This is a genomic window from Ruegeria sp., assembly GCF_040830605.1.
Lineage (GTDB): Bacteria > Pseudomonadota > Alphaproteobacteria > Rhodobacterales > Rhodobacteraceae > Ruegeria.
The window spans coordinates 312,397-331,669 of record NZ_JBFOMD010000003.1; the positions used below are offsets into that span (position 1 = coordinate 312,397).

The following is a 19,273-nucleotide window of genomic DNA, read 5'->3' on the forward strand; positions in this document are numbered from 1 at the left end:
GCTTAATGTCAGGTGGGTGTCAGGGTCGGCGGATAGAGTCGCCTGCACGGAAGGCGAACCAACGAGTTTGCGACGTCCAGACAATTGTTCCAGGGAGGACACCATGATGAAAATGAACCTGACCCGTCGGGTCATGATCACGGCTACAGCGGCGGTGCTGAGCCTTGGCGGACACGCCGCCCTTGCCGCAGACCAGAAGGTTGAAAGCATCCATTTCCTAATCCCCGGCGGAGCCGGAGGCGGCTGGGACGGAACTGCGCGCGGAACCGGCGAAGCACTGACCAACTCGGGTCTGGTGGGCACCGCCAGCTACGAGAACATGTCCGGCGGCGGCGGTGGCAAGGCCATCGGGTTCCTGATCGAGAACGCCGAGAGCAACCATGGCACGCTGATGGTTAACTCGACCCCGATCGTGATCCGCTCGCTGACCGGCGTGTTTCCGCATAATTTCCGCGACCTGACGCTGGTGGCCGGAACCATCGGCGACTATGCGGCGTTTGTGGTGGGCAAGGACAGCCCGATCAACTCGATGAGCGATCTTATCGACGCCTACAAGGCCGACCCGCGAGGCACCGCTGTCGGCGGTGGCTCGGTTCCGGGTGGCATGGACCATCTTGTTGCGGCCATGGCGTTCGAGGCGGCGGGCGAGGACCCGACTGCGGTGAAGTACATCCCGTATGACGCAGGCGGCAAGGCCATGGCCGCGCTGCTCTCGGGCGAGATTGCGGCGCTCTCGACTGGTTTCTCCGAAGCAATCGACTTGGCCAATGCGGGCGAAGTGAAGATCATCGGCGTAACTTCGGACGAGCGTGTGGCCAGCTATCAGGACGCACCGACGCTTAAAGAGCAGGGCATCGAAACATCTTTCGTGAATTGGCGTGGTTTCTTTGGCGCGCCGGGCCTGCCCGCTGAACAGGCGGCGGCTTACCAAGAGGTGCTGGCCGCGATGTATGAAACCCCCGAATGGGCCGAAGTGCGCGACCGCAACGGTTGGGTCGACATCCACAATTCGGGCGACGATTTTCTGACCTTCCTGGAAGAGCAGGAAAAGGTGATCGGCGATCTGATGAAAAAGCTGGGCTTTCTCTGAGCCCAGCAACCAGTGCGCCCGGCCCGACCGGGCGCATCACTACCAATTAGGGGAGGGATTGGTATGGCACTCGATCGCGTCATAGCACTCATTTTTCTGCTCATCTGCGCGGTCTATGGGTATACCGCCTTTTTCACGATGGATGCCGGGCTGCCGCCATTCATGCGTAACAACCCGATCTGGCCCAGCACCTTTCCCAAGGTCCTGAGCGTTCTGGGTATCCTGACAGCACTGACCATCGTGCTGGGGCTCGAAAAATCCAATCACACTGCGGAAGTGGCCGAGATCAACTATCGCAAGCTGACCGAGTACAAGCTGGGTCAGGCGGTCAGCCTTCTGCTGCTCATGGTGGCCTACGCCTTTGCGCTGCGACCTATCGGGTTTCTTGCCTCGACAACGATCTTCCTGGTCGCCGGGTCCGCCATTCTGGGGGAGCGCCGCTGGGTGATGATGGGCGTCATCGGTGTGATCGCTGCCGGGTTCGTCTGGTACCTGGTGGACGAGGTGCTGGGTATCTTCATGCGGCCCCTGCCGTGGTTTGTGTGAGGGAGGTCGCAGATGCTTGAAGGAATTCTCATCGGCCTTGGCACCGCCTTTTCCATCACCAACATCCTGATGGTGATTGGCGGCTGCCTGATTGGCACGTTTATCGGCATGCTGCCCGGCCTGGGGCCGATGTCGATCATCTCGATCATGATCCCGGTCGCGATCAGCCTCGGCGATCCGTCGGCGGCTCTGATCCTGCTAGCCGGAGTGTACTACGGTGCGATTTTCGGGGGCTCGACCTCGTCGATCCTGATCAACGCGCCCGGCGTGGCTTCGACGGTCGCGTCGAGTTTCGACGGCTATCCGCTGGCACGGTCGGGCAAGGCGGGCAAGGCGCTGACGGTAGCCGCGATTTCGTCCTTCATGGGCGGCACGATTGGGGCCATCCTGCTGATGGTCTTTGCCCCGGCGCTGGCCTCGGTGGCGCTGCTGTTTCACTCGGCAGAATACTTTGCGCTGATGGTGGTGGGCCTCTCGGCGATTGCCGCCTTTGCCGGGTCCGGTCAGGTGGGCAAGGCGCTGATGATGACCTTGCTGGGCCTGATAATGGCCACGGTGGGCGAGGGCGCCTTGTTCAACCTGCCGCGCTTTACCGGCGGCATCCAGGACCTGCAATCCGGCTTCGGCTTCATCACGCTGGCGATGGCCATGTTCGCGATGCCCGAGGCGATCTTTCTGGTCCTAGACCCCAGCCGCTCGGGCGGGGATGACGGCAAGTCACAGGAGATCAAGGACCTGCGCATCAACCGGGAGGAGGCCAAATCCATCGCGCCGGTCATCGGGCGTCAGTCGGTACAGGGCTTCCTGATCGGCGTACTGCCGGGGGCGGGGGCGACCATCGCCTCGTTCCTTGGTTACGCGGTCGAGCGCAACATCGCGCCTAAGGACGAACAGGAGCAGTTCGGCAAGGGCTCGATCAAGGGGCTGGCGGCGCCGGAATCGGCCAACAACGCGGCTTGTACCGGGTCGTTCGTGCCGCTGCTGACGCTGGGCATTCCCGGCTCGGGCACCACGGCAATCCTGCTTGGCGCGCTGATCGCGCTGAACGTCTCGCCCGGTCCACGGCTGATGATCGACAACCCGTCGATCTTCTGGGCGGTCATCATCTCGATGTATCTGGGCAACCTGATCCTGCTGATCCTGAACCTGCCGCTGATCCCCTATATCGCCAAGGTTCTGGCGGTGCCGCGCAACTACCTGATCCCCTTCATCCTGTTCTTCACACTGATGGGGGCCTATATCGGGCAGAACAATGCGACCGAGTTGCTGCTGCTGACCGGCATGGGCGTGATCGCCACGATCCTGCGCTTTGCAGATTACCCGCTGGCCCCGGCGCTGATCGGCTTCATCCTTGGTTCGATGCTTGAGGATAACTTCGCCCGCTCGATGCAGCTGGCCGACGGTATCGGTTTCATCCTCGATCGTCCGATGACACTGGGCCTGCTGGTTCTGGCCATCATCCTGGTCATCCTGCCCAGCTACCGGGCCCGCCGCGCACGCGCCCGAGCAGAGGGTGTCGCCGACGGCGACTGATCCCGAACGGACCTGTCCTCTTTGCCCTTCCGAGAGGGCAGGTCCCTTGAAACCTCAGTCCGCTGCGCTGCTGGTGACGTCCTTCCAGTTCTGTTTGAGCAGGAACTGGTTTTTGAAGTTTTTGAGGCCGGGCATGACATCGGCATTGGCGATGTCGTCGCGGTTGTGGATCTCGCGCTCCGGAAATTTTTTCAAAGAGGATCCTGACGGCAAATGCGCTACCTTCTATGCCGCCTATCCCCATAGCTGGAAACAACCGGTCTGGATAACCGAGGTGCCGGGCGTCGATCCAGACCACTTTGTAGCTCAGGCCCAATCCACCTTACCTTAGGGGCTGTGACGCTTGAATCAGGGGCATCTGTCCTATCGTTTGAGCACCAGCGGCAAGCACAGTGTCAAAAAGCTGATCCTTGCAAGGTGATGCACGGCTACGTAGGCGGGGTCGAACCCCATGGCGAGACCAATGGCCGCCATGGCTTCAACCCCGCCCGGAGCAAAAGCGACCCAGACCTGCCCGATGGGGAGCTGTGTCATGAAGCTGACGCACAGCGCAAAAATTGCCGACACGATTGCGGCAACGGCAACGATCAGAGCGGTTGAGCCCGCTTCCCGGCGAATTGCGGCCAGGGTAATTCCAGAAAATCGGCTGCCGATGACCGAACCGATCAGGCAGTAGCCGACAAACTGCACCCATGGGTGCGGCGTACCATGAACCAGCCCAAAAACATGGGCTAACGCGCTGATGGCCATACCCCCGACCAAAAGGGCGGCTGGGAAACCTGTGCGTTTGATAAGGCTTGCGCAGACCCAACCAGCCAGCGCCAAAAGGCATAGATGAAGCCAATCGATGCTGGGTTGCGGCACTGCATCCGCCAAGCTTACGCCGGTTCCCACCAGCGCCAGTGGCAGGATCGCGGTCAGCATAAGCAGGCGCATGGATTGTATGACGGTGACTCGGGTCGCATCCCCCCGACCTTCGACGGCCATGGCGATGGCCATTGACATGGTGCCGGGCGCGCTGGCCAGCGTCGCTGTTTCCCGATCCGCCTTGGCGAGCGATTGCATGAGCCATTTGCCGATCAAGAGTGTTGCGAAAATCGACAGGCACAGGATTGCCAGCGACAGCACCCACGATCCGACCTTATCCAGAATATCCGCCTGAAAGCCTGAGCCGAGCGACAGGCCGATGATAAGAAACCCCACATCGCGGACCCGGGCGTCCACCGCTAAAGTAGCTCCTGCCCACGCGGCGGCAGATGTTGTGATTGCAGCACCGATCAACGGGGCTGCCGGAAGCCCGGCAATGGTTGCAAGGCCCGCTCCGATCAGACCAACGGCCAGAGACAGGGCGGTACGACCTGCAAGGGTCCTGCTCATTTATCGCCTGCCTCCTGATCCGTCGCGCGAGCTGATCCGCTGAACGGGCAATATCAACTCATCTGCATTCTTGTCCACCAATGTGCGGAGTTGAGGTGCGCGTATCGAGCCGAAGGATAGGTTCGGTCAAATGCCGCTATTTTCGGGCCACCCAAGGAGCAATCTCGTTTTAATTTGACTTTCAAATTAAAAATGAGGCTAAGTATGCGCATGGCAAATGACACCTTCCTCGGTCTTGATCTTGGCACCTCGGGCCTGCGCGGTCTTCTAGTTGACGCGCAGGGCCGCGTTTTGGCCGAAGCCGAGGCGGAATACGAGGTGTCCCGCCCCCTTCCGGGTTGGTCCGAACAGGCGCCCGCAGATTGGACCCAGGCCGTGCAGACGGTGGTCTCGCGGTTGCGGAGCCAAGATGCCGACGCGTTTTCCCACTTAACTGGGATCGGCGTTGCAGGGCACATGCACGGAGCGGTTCTGCTGGATGACAATGGGCAGGTTCTGCGGCCCTGCATCTTGTGGAACGATACCCGCAGCCATGCCGAGGCTGCGTGGCTGGATAGTCAGCCGGACGTCCGCCAATTGTCGGGCAACATCGTTTTTCCGGGCTTCACGGCTCCCAAGTTGGCCTGGATCCAGGCGCATGAGCCCGAGGTTTTTGCGCGTGTGGACAAGGTTCTGCTCCCTGCGGCCTACCTGAACTTCTGGATGACCGGCGAGACGGTTGGCGATCTGTCCGACGCGGCAGGTACTTCGTGGCTGGATGTGGGCGCGCGCGACTGGTCGCCAGAGCTTCTTGAGGCCTCTGGTATGCGGCAGGCCCGCATGCCCCGGCTGGTCGAGGGTTGTGCGCCCGCAGGACACCTGCGTGCTGATCTGGTCGCTGAATGGGGATTGAGTGCTCCGGTCACCGTGGCGGGCGGCGCCGGGGACAATGCGGCGGCGGCCTGTGGTGTTGGGGCGCTGAATGACGGAGAGGGGTTCGTCTCGCTCGGCACTTCGGGTGTGTTGCTGACCGCGCGGGATGGCTATGTTCCTAAACCGGAAACAGCAGTGCACACTTTCTGCCATGCGGTACCTGACCGGTGGTACCAGATGGGTGTGATCCTGTCGGCGACCGACAGCCTGAACTGGCTATCCCGCCAGTTGGGGCAGAATCCGGCGGAGTTGACGCAAGCGCTGGGTGAGCAAATTGACGTCCCGGGCCGCATCCGGTTCCTGCCCTACTTGTCCGGCGAACGCACACCACACAACGACAGCCACACACGCGGCGCGTTCCTAGGGCTTGGCATTGCCGACGACCCACTGGACCTGACGCGCGCCGTTCTTGAGGGTGTTGGCTTTGCCCTGCGCGATAGCCTCGAAGCCCTGCGCACGGCAGGTGCTCGCCCTGAGCGTCTGCTGATTATCGGTGGAGGCTCGCGCTCGACCTATTGGGTCGAGTTACTGGCCACGATCCTGAACCTGCCGCTGGACCTGCCGGAACAGGGTGAGTTCGGGGCTGCGATGGGCGCGGCGCGGCTGGGGATCTGCGCCGCCACCGGCGCCCGCCCCGAGGACATCATGACCAAACCCGCCATTGCCGAAACCATACTGCCCCGCGCGGACCTGACCGCCGCCTATGACGCCGCCTACCGCAACTGGCGCGCTATCTACCCAGCATTGAAGGAGCTTTCATGAGTACGGGATTTTTCGACGGGATCGACAAGGTCGTTTATGAAGGCCCCGACAGCACCAACCCGCTGGCCTTTCGCCACTACAACCCGGATGAGATCGTCATGGGCAAGCGCATGGAGGATCACCTGCGCTTTGCCGTTGCCTGGTGGCACAGTTTTGCGTGGGAGGGGGGGGATCCGTTCGGCGGTCCTACCTTCGTCCGAGCCTGGCACCCGCAGGACGACATGGGCCGTGCCCGCCTCAAGGCCGATGTGGCTTTTGAGATGTTCGACCTGCTCGGCGCGCCCTTCTTCTGCTGGCACGACGCCGATATCCGGCCCGAACAGGGCAATTTCGCCGACAATCTGGCGACGCTGAATGAGATCACCGACTATATCGGTGATAAGATGGCGACCTCGGATACCCGACTGCTCTGGGGCACTGCCAACATGTTCAGCCATCGGCGCTGGATGGGAGGTGCCTCGACCAATCCCGACCCGGATGTGTTCGCCTTTGCCGTCGCCACGGTCAAAGGCTGCATGGATGCGACCCACAAGCTGGGCGGCGCGAATTACGTGCTTTGGGGCGGGCGCGAGGGGTATGAGACCCTGCTCAACACCGATATGGGGCGCGAGTTGGACCATATGGGCCGGTTCCTGAGCATGGTTGTGGACTACAAGCACAAGATCGGCTTCCAGGGCACTATTCTGGTCGAGCCCAAGCCGCAGGAGCCGTCCAAGCACCAATATGATTTCGATGCCGCCACCTGTATCGGGTTTCTGCGCAAATACGGACTGGAGGGAGAGGTCAAGCTGAATCTCGAACAGGGCCATGCGATTCTGGCCGGACATTCCTTTGAGCACGAAATCGCGGTGGCTGCTGCCGAGGGCATGCTGGGCTCGATCGACATGAACCGTAACGATTACCAGTCCGGCTGGGACACCGACCAGTTTCCCAACAATACGCCCGAGGTCGCGCTGGCCTATTACCACATCCTGAAATCCGGCGGTTTCACCACGGGTGGCACCAATTTCGACGCAAAACTGCGGCGCCAGTCGCTGGATGCTCAAGACTTGGTCGCGGCTCATGTAGGCGGGATGGACATCTGTGCTCGCGGTCTGAAGGCCGCCGCAGCAATGATTGAGGATGGTGGGCTAGACGCTGCGTTGGCCGAGCGATACGCCGGTTGGGATACGCCGGAGGCGCAGGCGATGCTGACCAGCGACCTAGGCACGATCTCGGACCGAGTTCTGGCTAAGGGCATCAACCCTGAACCGCGCTCGGGTCGCCAGGAGATGCTTGAGAACTACGTCAACCGCTTCGTGTGAGCCTCAGGCATGTCTGAAGGGGGGATCGAAAGCGTGAAACTGATCTCGGGCGATGTGTCCGTGACCATCCTGTCGCTGGGATGCATCACCCATGACTGGCGCGTTCCGGTTGCCGGAGAACTGGTACCGGTGGTGCAATCCTACGCCGAACCGGAAGATCACCGCAGGTTTCCCGAAACCTTCAAGGGCGTGATCGCTGGGCGGGTGGCCAACCGGACCTCGGGTGCGCGGTTCGTAATGGAGGGCAAGACATATAGCTTGGACGCCAATGACGGCGTTAATCACCTGCATGGAGGGGCAGGGGGCCTCACCCGGCAACTCTGGCGCATGGAGCGGGACGGGCAGCGTGCGGTGCGATTGACGCTACACTCACCGCACGGCGATCAGGGCTATCCGGGGGCGGTGGATTTCGAGGTGACAATCGCATTGGAAGGCTATCGCCTGACCTATGATATGCGCGCCAGCCCAGACCGACCAACGCCAATCAATCTGGCACAGCACAGCTATTACAATCTGATGGGAACGGGGGATGTATCGGACCATTTTCTGACGCTGAAGGCCAGCGCTATCACACCCGTGGGGCAGGATATGATCCCGACCGGCATGATCCAAGGCGTCGAGGGCAAGGATCTGCACTTTCGCAACCCTGTGCGGCTGGGTGATGCCATTGCGCGGACTGGGGGAATTGATACGAATTTCGTGCTCGACGAAACCAACGGCCCAGTGGCCCACCTGAGCGCGCCCAACGGCCTGCGTCTGCAGTTGTGGAGCGATCAGCCTGGCCTTCAGCTTTATTCCGGGCGGTTTCTGCACCCGGATGGTCGACCACTGGAGGGACAAAGCCATGAGCCCTTTGCGGGTGTCTGTCTTGAGCCGCAGCACTTCCCCGATGCATTGAACCAGCCCGGCTTTCCATCGATTATCTGCACGCCTGAGCAACCCTACGCTCAAAGCCTGAGCGTGGAAATTGCTCCGGAGGTCGAATGAAACGGATCGCAGCCCTTGTCTTGTGCCTGTCTGGCGCCGCCTCGGCGCAGGGCCTTCCGTCGGCAGATGCGGTCTTCGCACCAACTGATCCGGCCGAGGTGGAGTTGGGGCATCTGCTGTTCTACGATCCCATTCTGAGTGGCAACAAAACCGTCTCTTGCGCGACCTGTCATCATCCCCGCTTCGGCACCTCGGATGGGGTCTCGCTTGGTTTGGGCGACGGAGCCTCGGGGCTGGGCCCGGACCGGGCGCCGGACCCTGAGAATTATCCGGAACAACGCATCCCCCGCAACGCACCGGGACTGTTCAATCTCGGCGCGGCCCAGTTCGTCACGCTGTTTCACGATGGTCGCCTTGAGGCGGACGCAACGCGGCCCTCGGGCATCCGAACGCCGCTGGGGGAGGATATGGAAGTTGGATTCGCCTCGGTCCTGTCGGCGCAGTCTATGTTTCCGGTGCTGTCGGCGGACGAGATGGCCGGGCATTATTCGGAGAACGAGATATCGAAAGCCGTGCGCCTTGGGCTGCTGACCGGAGAGGGCGGGGCATGGGATCTGATCGCCCGGCGGGTCGAGGAGATCCCGGTCTATCGCCAGCGTTTCGACGCGGTGATAGGCGCCAAGCCGGTTCATTTCACTGACATCGCCAACGCGATTGCGGCCTTTATCGCTTTCGAATGGCGCGCTGACGACAGCCCCTTTGACAAGCACTTGCGTGGAGAGGTGGCGCTTTCCCCGACCGCTCTACAGGGTATGGATCTTTTCTATGGCAAGGCGGGATGCAATGGCTGCCATTCCGGGCAGTTTCAGACGGATCATGCGTTTCACGCCATCGCCATGCCGCAGTTCGGCCCAGGCAAGGCGGAACGGTTCGAAACCCATCGGCGGGATATCGGGCGGATGCGGGTGACTGGCGATCCGGCGGATGCTTACGCCTTTCGAACGCCCAGTCTGCGCAATGTCACCCAGACGGCGCCTTACGGACACAACGGCGCGTTTGCGACTTTGCGGAGAGTCATCCGCCATCATCTCGATCCGATGACGTCCCTGAGCGCGTATGACCCTGCACAGGCGATCCTGCCGGATTTCGACGCTGGGGACGACTTTTCTGTGTTGTCGGACGGACGCGAACACGCCGCGATTGCCGGAGCGAGCGAACTGACCCCGGTCGAATTGACCGAGGCGGAAATCGATCATCTCATCGCTTTTCTCGAGACGCTCACCGACCCAACGGCTGCCGCCGGTCGGCTGGGCATTCCAGCACATGTTCCCAGCGGATTGCCCGTGGATCAGTAGGGCAGCGGGTCGAAATCGTTCCCGTTGCGGGTGACGACATAGGTTTTGCCCGCTTCCAGACCTTGCCATGCACTGGTCGCGCCATCCGGCCAGATGACCCGCAGCTTCACTTGAGTGCTGTCCCCCAGCCCGAAATGCTGAGGGCCCAGTGTACCGCCCGCGTGGCCCCCGCCAACCGTAACCTCACGCACGATCATGCGGTCGCCGGTGTCGATCTCGATCCAACTGCCGATGGCATCGGTGTTGGATATGGCCTGTTGCGGAAGAATCCCGATCCACGTTCCCTCAGGCTCGCTTACATTCTGGTACACTTCCATCGCAGCACGGCGGTTCAGAACGGCAATATCCAGAAGCCCGTCAGCGTTGAAGTCGGCCATCACGGCGCCTCGGCCTCGGGCGAAACTGGCAATGCCCGCGCTGTCACCGGCCTCGGCAAATCCGCCGTTGGGCAGTTGGAGCAATAGGTTGTTCGGGTCGTCCATGGCGCTGCCTGGCATCTGGTCCACGTTGCCCTTGGTGACGAACATGTCGTCCAACCCGTCATTCTGCACATCCCCCAACGCCACGTGCCAGCCCGTCGACGGCCGCCCATCGCCGCCTACATAGGGGCGATGCGCCGTCGTACCGGCGGCATAGGGCGCATCCACGAACTCCGGCGCCTCGCGCCCGGCAAGATACTGGAATTTCTGATCCGCCATCGAGGTCAAGTAGACATCCGGCAGCCCGTCACCATTCATGTCGCGGCTGCCGATGCCCATGCCCCAGATACTGTAACTCCGCCAACCATCTCTAGCGGTGAGCAGGCGTGGGTCCGTCTCCATCGCCCACATCTGCTCTTCGCCGTCGCGCACATAATAATGGCGGTCATTGCTGACACGCAGATCTGCACGGCCATGGCGGCCCCAATCGGAAAACAGCATGGAAAGCGCGCAGAATCCGGGCTCCAGCGGCATCGGATCACCATAACCGTTGCCGGTCGGCCGAAACAGTTCGTTACGGTCACAGGCCTCGAACGGCCCGTCGGGGTTCAAGCGATCCACGTAGTTTCCGAAGGCCAGCGTGGGCAGGCGATTTCCAGCCTCCCAAGTGGCCGAGAACGCTGTGGTCCAGCGATCCAATGCGGGCAGTTTCAGATCCGCGAACGGCGCAAAGCGGCATTCGCCAAGGCCCTGCAGTAGCAAATTTTTCCCAACTCGTAGGACAACAAGGTCCGTCACGCCGTCACCATCTATTTCCAGCGGATACACGCCCGTGACACCGGTAATCGCGAGGCTTTCAGGTGTTTCCTTGACAAAAGATACCGTCCCGCCGGGTTTCGAAGTGTTACGAAACAACGCCGCCGGGTTCTCGCCACCTGCAGCGAACAGTTCGGGCAACGTGTCACCATCGCAATCAAAGCCGGCAAGCCCGCCGCCAACGAAATGTTCCCAGCCGCCGGTGTACTCGTGGGCGGCGATGTCAACCTGCTCAAAACGCGGTTCTGCCAAACCTACTATCGGCAAAACAGCGAGGCAGGCTGCCGCCAAAACGCTACGCAACGCTCTCTCCAAACTCACGCACTGACATGGCTTCAACCTCCTGCAGTGCAAAAGCACATGCGCCACGGGCCCACATGAGATCGCTCCATTTGTGGATCACGATATTGGGCGGAGGTGCGTCCACCTCGACAATGGAATTCCGAATGCTGTCAATTACTTCGTTGGCATAAAGGTGATCGACCTGCATCCGCACGCCTGCCAGGATGATCAACTCGGGATCGAAGATGTTGACGAGGTTGGCCAACCCCATGGCGAACATACGTCCGGCGCGGTCAACGATTGATTTGGCCAGCGTATTGCCCTCCTTGGCGGCATTGACCACAAATTCCACGGCGTTTTCTCCGGGGATGTCCGATGGCAACAGTCCGCCCACCGAAGCTTCGCGCGTCAGGGCGTAGTCGGCGACATAGGCCTCAAGGCATCCCCGTTGGCCACAGCGGCACAGCGCGCCGTCCAGGTGCACCTTGGTGTGACCAAACTCGGCACCGCACCCGCGTTCGCCGTGGTAAACCTCACCGTTCAGAACGATGCCCATGCCTACCCCGCTCTCGATGGTAACCACCAGGAAATCGCGCGCATCACGGCCGAGGCCGAAATAGAGCTCGGCCAGAGCGACAAGGTTGGTGTCATTGTCAATGAATACCGGTTTGTCGATTTCAGTCTGAAGCACTTTAGCGAAAGCGACATTGCGGTGTTCCAGCGACGGCGACCAATGAATGAAGCCATGTTCTGCATCGACAAACCCGGCCATCCCGACTCCGACTGCCGAAATGTCTGTGAGCGTGCGGGAGATACCTTTGGCGGCGTTCGTAAGGGCAGTGCGCATTTGCAACGCAAGGCCTTCTGCCGACCACGTGCTTTGGGCCAAAGGCATTTCGAAATCGCCCAAGAGCTCTCCCTCAAAGTCCACGATGGCAACAGTGATGGATTGGTTTGCGATCTTGACACCTGCGACCATGTGAGCTGGTCCCCGCAGCTTCAGATCGACACGCGGGCGCCCGCGCCGTGTTCCGCCTGAGGCAGGCTCTCTTACGACCTCTTCGATCAGGCCTTCCTTCAAAAGCTCGGCTGTAACTGTCGTTACCGTTGCCTGACTGATTCCCGTTGAACCGGCGATATCGATACGGGCAATCCGTCCCGACCGGCGGATTACGTCCAGGATCGCCTGGCGTCCTCTCACACGTTGGTCCCTGAGCATCGTTATCCCCCCGCTCGCATACTGCCTTGTTTTGTTGCCGTTTCAGCGGCGCGTCCTTAGGAGTTCGCGCTAAAGGCCACTGTCGGCAGTTTAGACTGTTTATTTAATTTGACAATCGAATTTAATCGGATAAGAGTGGAAGAACAAGGGACCGCACCCAAAGCCGGGGCGGGAACGATTGGGAGGATATCATGAAGAAATTGACAACGGCTGCGGCAGCGGCCTTGACGATGGCCATCTCCACTGCTGCATTCGCGCAGGACCTGACGATTGGCGTAAGCTGGTCGAACTTCCAGGAGGAACGCTGGAAGACTGACGAAGCCGCCATCAAAGGTGCGTTGGATGCGGCCGGGGCAACCTATGTCTCGGCAGATGCGCAATCGTCCTCGGCCAAGCAGCTTTCGGATGTGGAGAGCCTGATCGCTCAGGGTGTGGACGCGCTGATCATTCTGGCCCAAGACGCGCAGGCGATTGGCCCGGCAGTGCAGGCGGCAGCGGACGAAGGCATCCCGGTCGTCGGTTATGACCGTCTGATCGAAGACCCGCGCGCGTTTTATCTGACCTTCGACAATGTCGAAGTCGGCCGGATGCAGGCCCGCGCCGTGTTCGAAGCGATGCCCAAGGGACGCTACGTAATGATCAAGGGATCGCCCACTGATCCGAACGCCGATTTTCTGCGTGGTGGCCAACAAGAAGTGCTGCAGGCAGCAATCGATTCCGGTGACATCACCATCGTGGGCGAGGCTTACACGGATGGTTGGCTGCCGGCCAATGCACAGCGCAACATGGAGCAGATCCTGACCGCGACCGAAAACGGTGTGGATGCGGTTGTCGCGTCGAATGACGGGACCGCTGGGGGCGTCGTGGCTGCGCTGACTGCGCAAGGCATGGAAGGCATCCCTGTCTCGGGCCAGGATGGCGATCACGCGGCGCTGAACCGGGTGGCCAAGGGAACGCAAACCGTGTCCGTCTGGAAGGATGCCCGCGATCTGGGCCGCGCGGCCGGTGAAATCGCGGTCGCTCTGGCTGGCGGCACCGCCATGGCGGATATCGATGGCGCGCAGTCCTGGACTTCGCCTGCCGGTACCGAAATGACCGCCGTGTTTCTGGCGCCCGTACCGGTAACTGCCGACAACCTCTCGGCCGTGGTCGATGCAGGCTGGATCGGCAAGGATGCGCTCTGTCAGGGCGTGACCGCTGGCCCGGCACCTTGCAACTAATCTGCTGAAAACTGATCCTTCCCGCGTGTATGGCGCGGGAAGGCCCCAAAATGGTGGACCCTGCAATGACTGACACCGCGTCTGCAACCGACACCCCGCAAACCCGCCGAACCCTGCTTCAGACACTGGAGATTGACACCCGGCTGGTCGGTATGATTGGGGCGTTCATCGTTCTGTGCGTGGTGTTTCACCTGGCCACCGACGGACGATTTCTGACACCGCGCAACATCTTCAATCTGACGATTCAGACCGTCAGCGTGGCCATCATGGCGACCGGAATGGTCTTCATCATCGTGACGCGGCATATCGACCTGTCGGTCGGCGCCCTGTTGGCGACCTGTTCGGCCATCATGGCGATGACGCAGACATTGATTTTACCCAGTTGGCTTGGCTTGGGGCTGAACCATCCGATCACTCCCTGGGTCACCATCCTGATCGGCCTGACCTCAGGCGCCCTGATCGGCGCGTTCCATGGCTGGCTGGTCGGGTACCTGACCATTCCCGCCTTCATCGTAACGCTCGGTGGCCTCTTGGTCTGGCGCAACGTGGCCTGGTACATGACCAACGGCCAGACCATCGGCCCGCTGGACGGAACCTTCATGAAATTCGGCGGCATCAATGGAACCTTGGGCACAACCGGAAGCTGGATCCTAGGTGTTCTGGCCACACTTGCCGCATTCTACGCACTCTGGAACGCCCGCCGGTCAAAGATAGGACACGGCTTTCCCGTCAAACCGCTCTGGGCCGAGTTTGCCATGTGCGGTATCATCGCTGCCGCCATTCTGGGCTTTATTGGCATCCTGAACTCTTACCAGATTCCCACCCGCCGTCTCCAACGCATGTTCGAAGCGCGTGGTGAGACCATGCCCGAGGGCTTCACAGCAGCCTATGGCTTGCCCATTTCGGTCCTGTTGCTGATCGCAGTGGCGGTGGCCATGACCGTGCTTGCCAAGCGCACAAGGCTTGGTCGATACATCTTCGCAACCGGCGGCAACCCGGATGCTGCTGAGCTGTCGGGGATCAACACGCGCCTGCTGACTGTGAAGATCTTTGCTCTGATGGGTTTCCTCTGCGCGCTTTCGGCAATTGTCGCTTCGGCGCGACTGACCAATCACTCCAATGATATCGGCACGCTGGACGAGTTGCGGGTGATTGCGGCGGCGGTGATCGGGGGAACCGCACTGGCAGGCGGCATGGGCACGATCCACGGCGCCATTCTGGGCGCGCTGATCATGCAGAGCCTGCAAAGCGGCATGGCCATGGTTGGTGTCGATGCGCCGTTCCAGAACATCGTTGTTGGTTCGGTGCTGGTAATCGCCGTCTGGGTCGACATCGTTTACCGTAAGCGCACAGGAGATCGCTCATGAGCACGCCTCTGGTAGAAATGCGCGACATGTCGATTGCCTTCGGGGGCATCAAGGCGGTCGATCACGTGACCGTGGACCTGCATCCGGGCGAGGTCGTGGGCCTTCTGGGTCACAACGGTGCCGGAAAATCGACGCTGATCAAGATGCTCTCGGGCGCGTATCAGCCCGATGGCGGCGAGATCTTCGTGAACGGCGAAAAGGCCATCATCAACAATCCCCGCGATGCGCGGACCTACAATATCGAGACCATCTATCAGACGCTTGCGCTGGCAGACAATCTGGACGCCGCATCGAACCTGTTTCTGGGACGGGAACTGGTGACGCCCACGGGCCTCGTTGACGACGCACGGATGGAGGCCGAATGCCGTAAGATCATGGGGCGGCTGAACCCGAACTTTCAGAAGTTCTCGGCCCCTGTCTCGGCGCTTTCGGGCGGCCAGCGCCAGTCGGTTGCCATCGCGCGCGCGGTCTATTTCAACGCCCGCATCCTGATCATGGACGAACCTACCGCCGCCTTGGGGCCGCATGAAACCCAAATGGTCGCCGAGTTGATCCAGCAGCTCAAGGCAGAGGGCATCGGGATATTCCTCATCGACCACGACGTGCATCAGGTCATGGCACTGTGCGATCGCGCGTCGGTGATGAAAAACGGTCAACTCGTGGGGACCGTGAACACCGCCGATGTCACGGATGACGATCTGCTCAGCATGATCATCCTGGGTAAGATGCCGGGAAGCTCCTGAGCCCTAGGGCTTTGCTTTGGCGGGTTTTGAAACGGCAAGGACCGACCGGTTTTCATGATCGGCCGATTTTGAGCATCCCCGCCGGGTGCACCGAACCGTCGTGTCAGAGGCGCTGGCCTGTCTCCACATCGAACAGCAGAGCTCGATCAGGGCGGAACGTCATGCCAACCGATTCGCCCGTCGTGCTACGTTCGTCTTCACGTTCCTCGACAATCATCCGGTCGCCATTCGACGCGCTGACATAGGTGTAGGACACGCCGCCCAACGCCTCGGTCAATTCGACCGACAGGTTGTTCGCGGCACGGTCGATTTCGATATGCTCAGGACGGATGCCAAGTGTCACCTTGGTGGCTCCAGTCGGCAAATCAACGGACGGTTTGAACGGCTGGGTCAACGCTGGGTGCACCAGCGCGCCATCCGCTACATCGCAGTCCAGAAAGTTCATTGACGGCGAGCCAATGAAACCGGCCACGAATTTGTTCTTCGGGTTTCGGTATAGCTCCAACGGTGCGCCCACCTGCTCGATACGGCCATCACGCAGCACGACGATCTTGTCGGCCATGGTCATTGCTTCGACCTGGTCGTGGGTCACGTAGATCATGGTCGCGCCGATTTCCTGGTGCAGACGCGCGATCTCGACCCGCATCTCGACCCGCAGTTCGGCGTCAAGGTTGGACAAGGGTTCGTCAAACAGGAACACTTCCGGCCCCCGCACGATGGCGCGGCCGATGGCAACCCGCTGGCGCTGACCGCCGGACAGGGCCTTGGGCTTGCGCTTCAGATACTGGTCGAGTTTCAGAATGTTCGACGCTTCCTGAACTTTCTTGTCGATCTCGGCCTTTGCAACACCGTTCATCTTCAGGCCAAAGCCCATGTTCTCGCCCACTGTCATGTGCGGGTAGAGCGCGTAGGTCTGAAACACCATCGCCACACCGCGCTTGGCCGGGTCCATGTGGGTTACGTCCCGCGCGCCGATATTGATGGTGCCCTCGGTGGTTTCCTCGAGCCCCGCGATCATCCGCAACAGGGTGGATTTCCCGCAGCCCGAGGGGCCGACGAACACACAGAACTCACCGTCTTGTATTTCCAGATCAACCCCATGGATGACTTGAGCAGTTCCATAGCGCTTGATCGCGCGCTCCAGCGTCACACCTGTCATGTCAGTATTACCTTTTCCTGTTGTATGTCCGGAAAGCGCCAGGCCTGCGCCTCGCGCCCTATATTGTCTGCGGCTTGCCTTACGAGCGGCGCCCATTTTTCCAACTGCGTCAGATCGGTCCGACTGGTTGGGCCGGTGATCGAAATCGCGCCCAGCATTCTTCCGTTCGGCGTCAGGATCGGCGCGGCGATGCAGATGATGCCCGGCTCATGCTCTTCACGATCAAAGGCATAGCCGTGCGAACGGATCGTTTCGAGTTCTGCCCGCAGTTCCGTTTCTGAGGCCAGGGTGTTCGGCGTAAACCGGAAGTAGCTTTGTTGAGACAGAGCAAGATCGAGGGCCTTTTCGGGTAGAAAGGCCAGCATGGCTTTGCCGACGCCGGTGCAGTAAGCGGGCCCCACCTTTCCAGCCTGCGAATACATCTCGACCGGTTGCTCGGCGTTGCGCTTGTCTACGTATAGAACCTGTGACGCATCGAGCTGTGCCAGATGCACGGTCTCGCCAAGATCCCTGCTGAGCGCGTCCAGATGGGGCCGTGCGATAGGAGCCAGCGAGCTTTGGGTCCAGGCCGCATGGGCGAGGCGCATAAGGCGGATCCCGGGTGCATAGGATTGACGGTCAGGGTCAAAATTCAGCATGCCCTGATTGGTCAGCGTCTGCAGGAACCGATAGAGTGTGGCCTTGGGAAAAGGACTGTGGTCGAGCAACTCACCGAACCGTACCGGGCGGTTGAATCCTGCAACAAGGTCCAGCACATCACATGCTTTTCCGACTGTTCCGTCGCCTGACACTTTGCCGGTGTCTCCTCCCTTGGTCCTGCCCTCCCGACAGGAATCTGTTGACAACCCTACCCGAGTCGATGTGTAGTTTTCAATATATAAATTCTAGTTTCAAATATTGGAACTAAATGGAAGCAATAGGGAGGAAACCATGCATTCCATCTTGAAGCGGACCGCCGCCGCCGTTGCGGTCGGCCTTGCGTTTGCCGTACCGGCCAAGGCCGAACTGACCGGCGACCTCACGATTTTCCTGGACACGTCCAACCCGGCGCCGCGCGCGACAATGGAAGAGATGATTGGGCGTTTTGGGGAGCAAAACCCGGATCTCAATATCGAGATCACGGTGATCGACCGTGAGGCCTACAAGACGCAGATCCGTAACTTTCTGACCGCAAACGCGCCCGATGTGGCTACATGGTACGCGGCGAACCGCATGCGCCCTTATGTCGAGGCCGGGTTGTTCGAGGATGTGTCTGACCTCTGGGCCGAGCCTGAAATCGCCGACAATCTGGCATCGACCAAAGGTGCGATGACCATCGATGGCAAGCAGTGGGGCGTGCCCTATACCTACTATCAGTGGGGCGTCTACTACCGTAAAGACATCTTTGAAGAGCTGGGCCTGAGCGAACCCACCACTTGGGAAGAGGAAAAGGCCAACTGCGCCAAGATCGTCGAGTCGGGCCGGGCCTGCTATACCATCGGGACCAAGTTCCTGTGGACCGCGGGCGGCTGGTTTGACTATCTGAACATGCGTACCAACGGCTTTGATTTCCATATGGATCTGGCCGGAGGCAAGGTCAGCTGGGAAGATGACCGGGTCAAGCAGACCTTCGCCAACTGGAAAGAGCTCATCGACATGGGCGCGTTCATCGACAACCACCAGACCTACAGCTGGCAGGAGGCGCTACCCTTCATGGTCAATGGTGAGGCGGCGGCCTATCTGATGGGCAACTTCGCCGTGGCACCGCTGCGCGACTCTGGCCTGACCGATGATCAGTTGGACTTCTACCAGTTCGTCAAGATCAATCCCGACGTCGCACTCTCGGAGGATGCGCCGACCGACACGTTCCACATCCCGTCCGCTGCGAAGAACAAGGAAGCCGCGCGTGCGTTCCTGCGTTTTGCAGCCTCGCCAGAGGAACAGACGATCATCAACAACGGCAAGAACCTTGGTCAGCTGCCGGTCAATGCGCAATCCAGCGTGGATGACGACAAATTCCTGCAGCAAGGCTTTGAAATGCTGAGTTCGAACAGCACTGGCGGTGTCGCCCAGTTCTGGGACCGCGACGCTCCGGCCGAGATGGCCAAGGTGTCGATGGAAGGCTTTCAGGAGTTCATGATCAAGCCCGACAACCTGGACCGTATCCTGTCCAAGCTCGAACGCGCCCGCAAGCGCATCTACAAATAACGAGCAGAGCGGCGGGGTGAGACCTCCGCCGCGCCTAGGCCAATGGGGAGGGCGG

The 19,273-nt window shown here is 60.6% G+C and carries 17 protein-coding genes; 11 read left to right on the forward strand and 6 right to left on the reverse strand.

From position 1 onward, the window contains the following. Window positions 1–106: 106 nt before the first annotated feature. From AB3N21_RS05470 to AB3N21_RS05480, 3 genes are all read left to right on the forward strand, one after another. A complete protein-coding gene (locus AB3N21_RS05470) occupies window positions 107–1,090 on the forward strand; it encodes a Bug family tripartite tricarboxylate transporter substrate binding protein (RefSeq protein WP_367934494.1) in 984 nt (327 codons plus the stop codon). A 63-nt stretch (window positions 1,091–1,153) separates the two neighbouring features. Further along, window positions 1,154–1,636, forward strand: a complete 483-nt coding sequence (locus AB3N21_RS05475) for a tripartite tricarboxylate transporter TctB family protein (protein ID WP_171173251.1) — start codon at window positions 1,154–1,156, stop codon at window positions 1,634–1,636. 12 nt (window positions 1,637–1,648) lie between these two features. Beyond that, a complete protein-coding gene (locus tag AB3N21_RS05480) occupies window positions 1,649–3,169 on the forward strand; it encodes a tripartite tricarboxylate transporter permease (RefSeq protein ID WP_367934261.1) in 1,521 nt (506 codons plus the stop codon). A gap of 54 nt (window positions 3,170–3,223) precedes the next feature. On the opposite strand, the gene AB3N21_RS05485 is transcribed toward AB3N21_RS05480, so the two are convergent. Continuing rightward, complete coding sequence (locus tag AB3N21_RS05485; RefSeq protein WP_367934262.1) at window positions 3,224–3,364, reverse strand: hypothetical protein; 141 nt, start codon at window positions 3,362–3,364, stop codon at window positions 3,224–3,226. A 168-nt stretch (window positions 3,365–3,532) separates the two neighbouring features. Further along, window positions 3,533–4,450, reverse strand: a complete 918-nt coding sequence (locus AB3N21_RS05490; protein ID WP_367934263.1) for an AbrB family transcriptional regulator — start codon at window positions 4,448–4,450, stop codon at window positions 3,533–3,535. Window positions 4,451–4,756: 306 nt separating this feature from the next. Between AB3N21_RS05490 and xylB the strand changes: the two genes are divergently transcribed. From xylB to AB3N21_RS05510, 4 genes are read left to right on the forward strand one after another with little or no spacing between them, the layout of a single operon-like run. Beyond that, window positions 4,757–6,220 carry a xylulokinase gene (gene xylB / locus AB3N21_RS05495; RefSeq protein WP_367934264.1) on the forward strand — a complete coding sequence of 488 codons (1,464 nt, stop codon included), beginning with the start codon at window positions 4,757–4,759 and terminating at the stop codon, window positions 6,218–6,220. Then, a complete protein-coding gene (xylA, locus tag AB3N21_RS05500) occupies window positions 6,217–7,524 on the forward strand; it encodes a xylose isomerase (RefSeq protein WP_367934265.1) in 1,308 nt (435 codons plus the stop codon). Before xylB ends, xylA begins: the two co-directional genes overlap by 4 nt. A gap of 9 nt (window positions 7,525–7,533) precedes the next feature. Continuing rightward, the gene (locus AB3N21_RS05505; RefSeq protein WP_367934266.1) at window positions 7,534–8,511 is read left to right on the forward strand and encodes an aldose epimerase family protein; all 978 of its coding nucleotides are present in this window, start codon (window positions 7,534–7,536) and stop codon (window positions 8,509–8,511) included. After that, on the forward strand, window positions 8,508–9,806 hold the full coding sequence (locus AB3N21_RS05510) for a cytochrome-c peroxidase (protein WP_367934267.1): 1,299 nt from the start codon (window positions 8,508–8,510) through the stop codon (window positions 9,804–9,806). The genes AB3N21_RS05505 and AB3N21_RS05510 overlap by 4 nt, the downstream gene beginning before the upstream one ends. On the opposite strand, the gene AB3N21_RS05515 is transcribed toward AB3N21_RS05510, so the two are convergent. Next, on the reverse strand, window positions 9,800–11,293 hold the full coding sequence (locus AB3N21_RS05515) for a CRTAC1 family protein (protein WP_367934268.1): 1,494 nt from the start codon (window positions 11,291–11,293) through the stop codon (window positions 9,800–9,802). The two genes, AB3N21_RS05510 and AB3N21_RS05515, sit on opposite strands and share 7 nt — an antisense overlap. A 43-nt stretch (window positions 11,294–11,336) precedes the next feature. Next, the gene (locus AB3N21_RS05520) at window positions 11,337–12,542 is read right to left on the reverse strand and encodes an ROK family protein (protein ID WP_367934269.1); all 1,206 of its coding nucleotides are present in this window, start codon (window positions 12,540–12,542) and stop codon (window positions 11,337–11,339) included. 230 nt (window positions 12,543–12,772) lie between these two features. Here AB3N21_RS05520 and xylF point away from each other — a divergent pair, with 230 nt between their 5' ends. The 3 genes from xylF to AB3N21_RS05535 all read left to right on the forward strand — a co-directional run bounded on the left by xylF (window position 12,773) and on the right by AB3N21_RS05535 (window position 15,872). After that, window positions 12,773–13,762: a D-xylose ABC transporter substrate-binding protein gene (gene xylF / locus AB3N21_RS05525; RefSeq protein WP_367934495.1), complete on the forward strand. Its 990-nt coding sequence runs from the start codon at window positions 12,773–12,775 to the stop codon at window positions 13,760–13,762. Between the two features lie 65 nt (window positions 13,763–13,827). Continuing rightward, window positions 13,828–15,129: a sugar ABC transporter permease gene (locus AB3N21_RS05530; protein WP_367934270.1), complete on the forward strand. Its 1,302-nt coding sequence runs from the start codon at window positions 13,828–13,830 to the stop codon at window positions 15,127–15,129. After that, entirely contained in the window at window positions 15,126–15,872 is a 747-nt protein-coding gene (locus AB3N21_RS05535; RefSeq protein ID WP_171173261.1) for an ATP-binding cassette domain-containing protein, read from the forward strand. The genes AB3N21_RS05530 and AB3N21_RS05535 overlap by 4 nt, the downstream gene beginning before the upstream one ends. Before the next feature lie 103 nt (window positions 15,873–15,975). Here AB3N21_RS05535 and AB3N21_RS05540 read toward each other — a convergent pair whose 3' ends face one another. Together AB3N21_RS05540 and AB3N21_RS05545 are read right to left on the reverse strand one after the other, a co-directional pair. Next, window positions 15,976–17,031: an ABC transporter ATP-binding protein gene (locus tag AB3N21_RS05540; RefSeq protein ID WP_367934271.1), complete on the reverse strand. Its 1,056-nt coding sequence runs from the start codon at window positions 17,029–17,031 to the stop codon at window positions 15,976–15,978. Beyond that, window positions 17,028–17,822 (reverse strand): IclR family transcriptional regulator, encoded by a 795-nt coding sequence (locus tag AB3N21_RS05545; protein ID WP_367934272.1) that lies wholly within the window; start codon window positions 17,820–17,822, stop codon window positions 17,028–17,030. The genes AB3N21_RS05540 and AB3N21_RS05545 overlap by 4 nt, the downstream gene beginning before the upstream one ends. A 139-nt stretch (window positions 17,823–17,961) precedes the next feature. Here AB3N21_RS05545 and AB3N21_RS05550 point away from each other — a divergent pair, with 139 nt between their 5' ends. Further along, on the forward strand, window positions 17,962–19,218 hold the full coding sequence (locus AB3N21_RS05550; RefSeq protein ID WP_367934273.1) for an ABC transporter substrate-binding protein: 1,257 nt from the start codon (window positions 17,962–17,964) through the stop codon (window positions 19,216–19,218). The last annotated feature ends 55 nt before the right edge of the window (window positions 19,219–19,273 follow it).

Excerpts from the sequence above, each read along its gene's own strand:
- AB3N21_RS05470 (WP_367934494.1), top strand. The coding sequence starts at position 107 with ATGAAAATGAACCTGACCCGTCGGGTCATGATCACGGCTACAGCGGCG.
- AB3N21_RS05475 (WP_171173251.1), top strand. The coding sequence starts at position 1,154 with ATGGCACTCGATCGCGTCATAGCACTCATTTTTCTGCTCATCTGCGCG.
- AB3N21_RS05480 (WP_367934261.1), top strand. The coding sequence starts at position 1,649 with ATGCTTGAAGGAATTCTCATCGGCCTTGGCACCGCCTTTTCCATCACC.
- xylB (WP_367934264.1), top strand. The coding sequence starts at position 4,757 with ATGGCAAATGACACCTTCCTCGGTCTTGATCTTGGCACCTCGGGCCTG.
- xylA (WP_367934265.1), top strand. The coding sequence starts at position 6,217 with ATGAGTACGGGATTTTTCGACGGGATCGACAAGGTCGTTTATGAAGGC.
- AB3N21_RS05505 (WP_367934266.1), top strand. The coding sequence starts at position 7,534 with ATGTCTGAAGGGGGGATCGAAAGCGTGAAACTGATCTCGGGCGATGTG.
- AB3N21_RS05510 (WP_367934267.1), top strand. The coding sequence starts at position 8,508 with ATGAAACGGATCGCAGCCCTTGTCTTGTGCCTGTCTGGCGCCGCCTCG.
- AB3N21_RS05520 (WP_367934269.1), bottom strand. The coding sequence starts at position 12,542 with ATGCTCAGGGACCAACGTGTGAGAGGACGCCAGGCGATCCTGGACGTA.
- xylF (WP_367934495.1), top strand. The coding sequence starts at position 12,773 with ATGGCCATCTCCACTGCTGCATTCGCGCAGGACCTGACGATTGGCGTA.
- AB3N21_RS05530 (WP_367934270.1), top strand. The coding sequence starts at position 13,828 with ATGACTGACACCGCGTCTGCAACCGACACCCCGCAAACCCGCCGAACC.
- AB3N21_RS05535 (WP_171173261.1), top strand. The coding sequence starts at position 15,126 with ATGAGCACGCCTCTGGTAGAAATGCGCGACATGTCGATTGCCTTCGGG.
- AB3N21_RS05540 (WP_367934271.1), bottom strand. The coding sequence starts at position 17,031 with ATGACAGGTGTGACGCTGGAGCGCGCGATCAAGCGCTATGGAACTGCT.
- AB3N21_RS05550 (WP_367934273.1), top strand. The coding sequence starts at position 17,962 with ATGCATTCCATCTTGAAGCGGACCGCCGCCGCCGTTGCGGTCGGCCTT.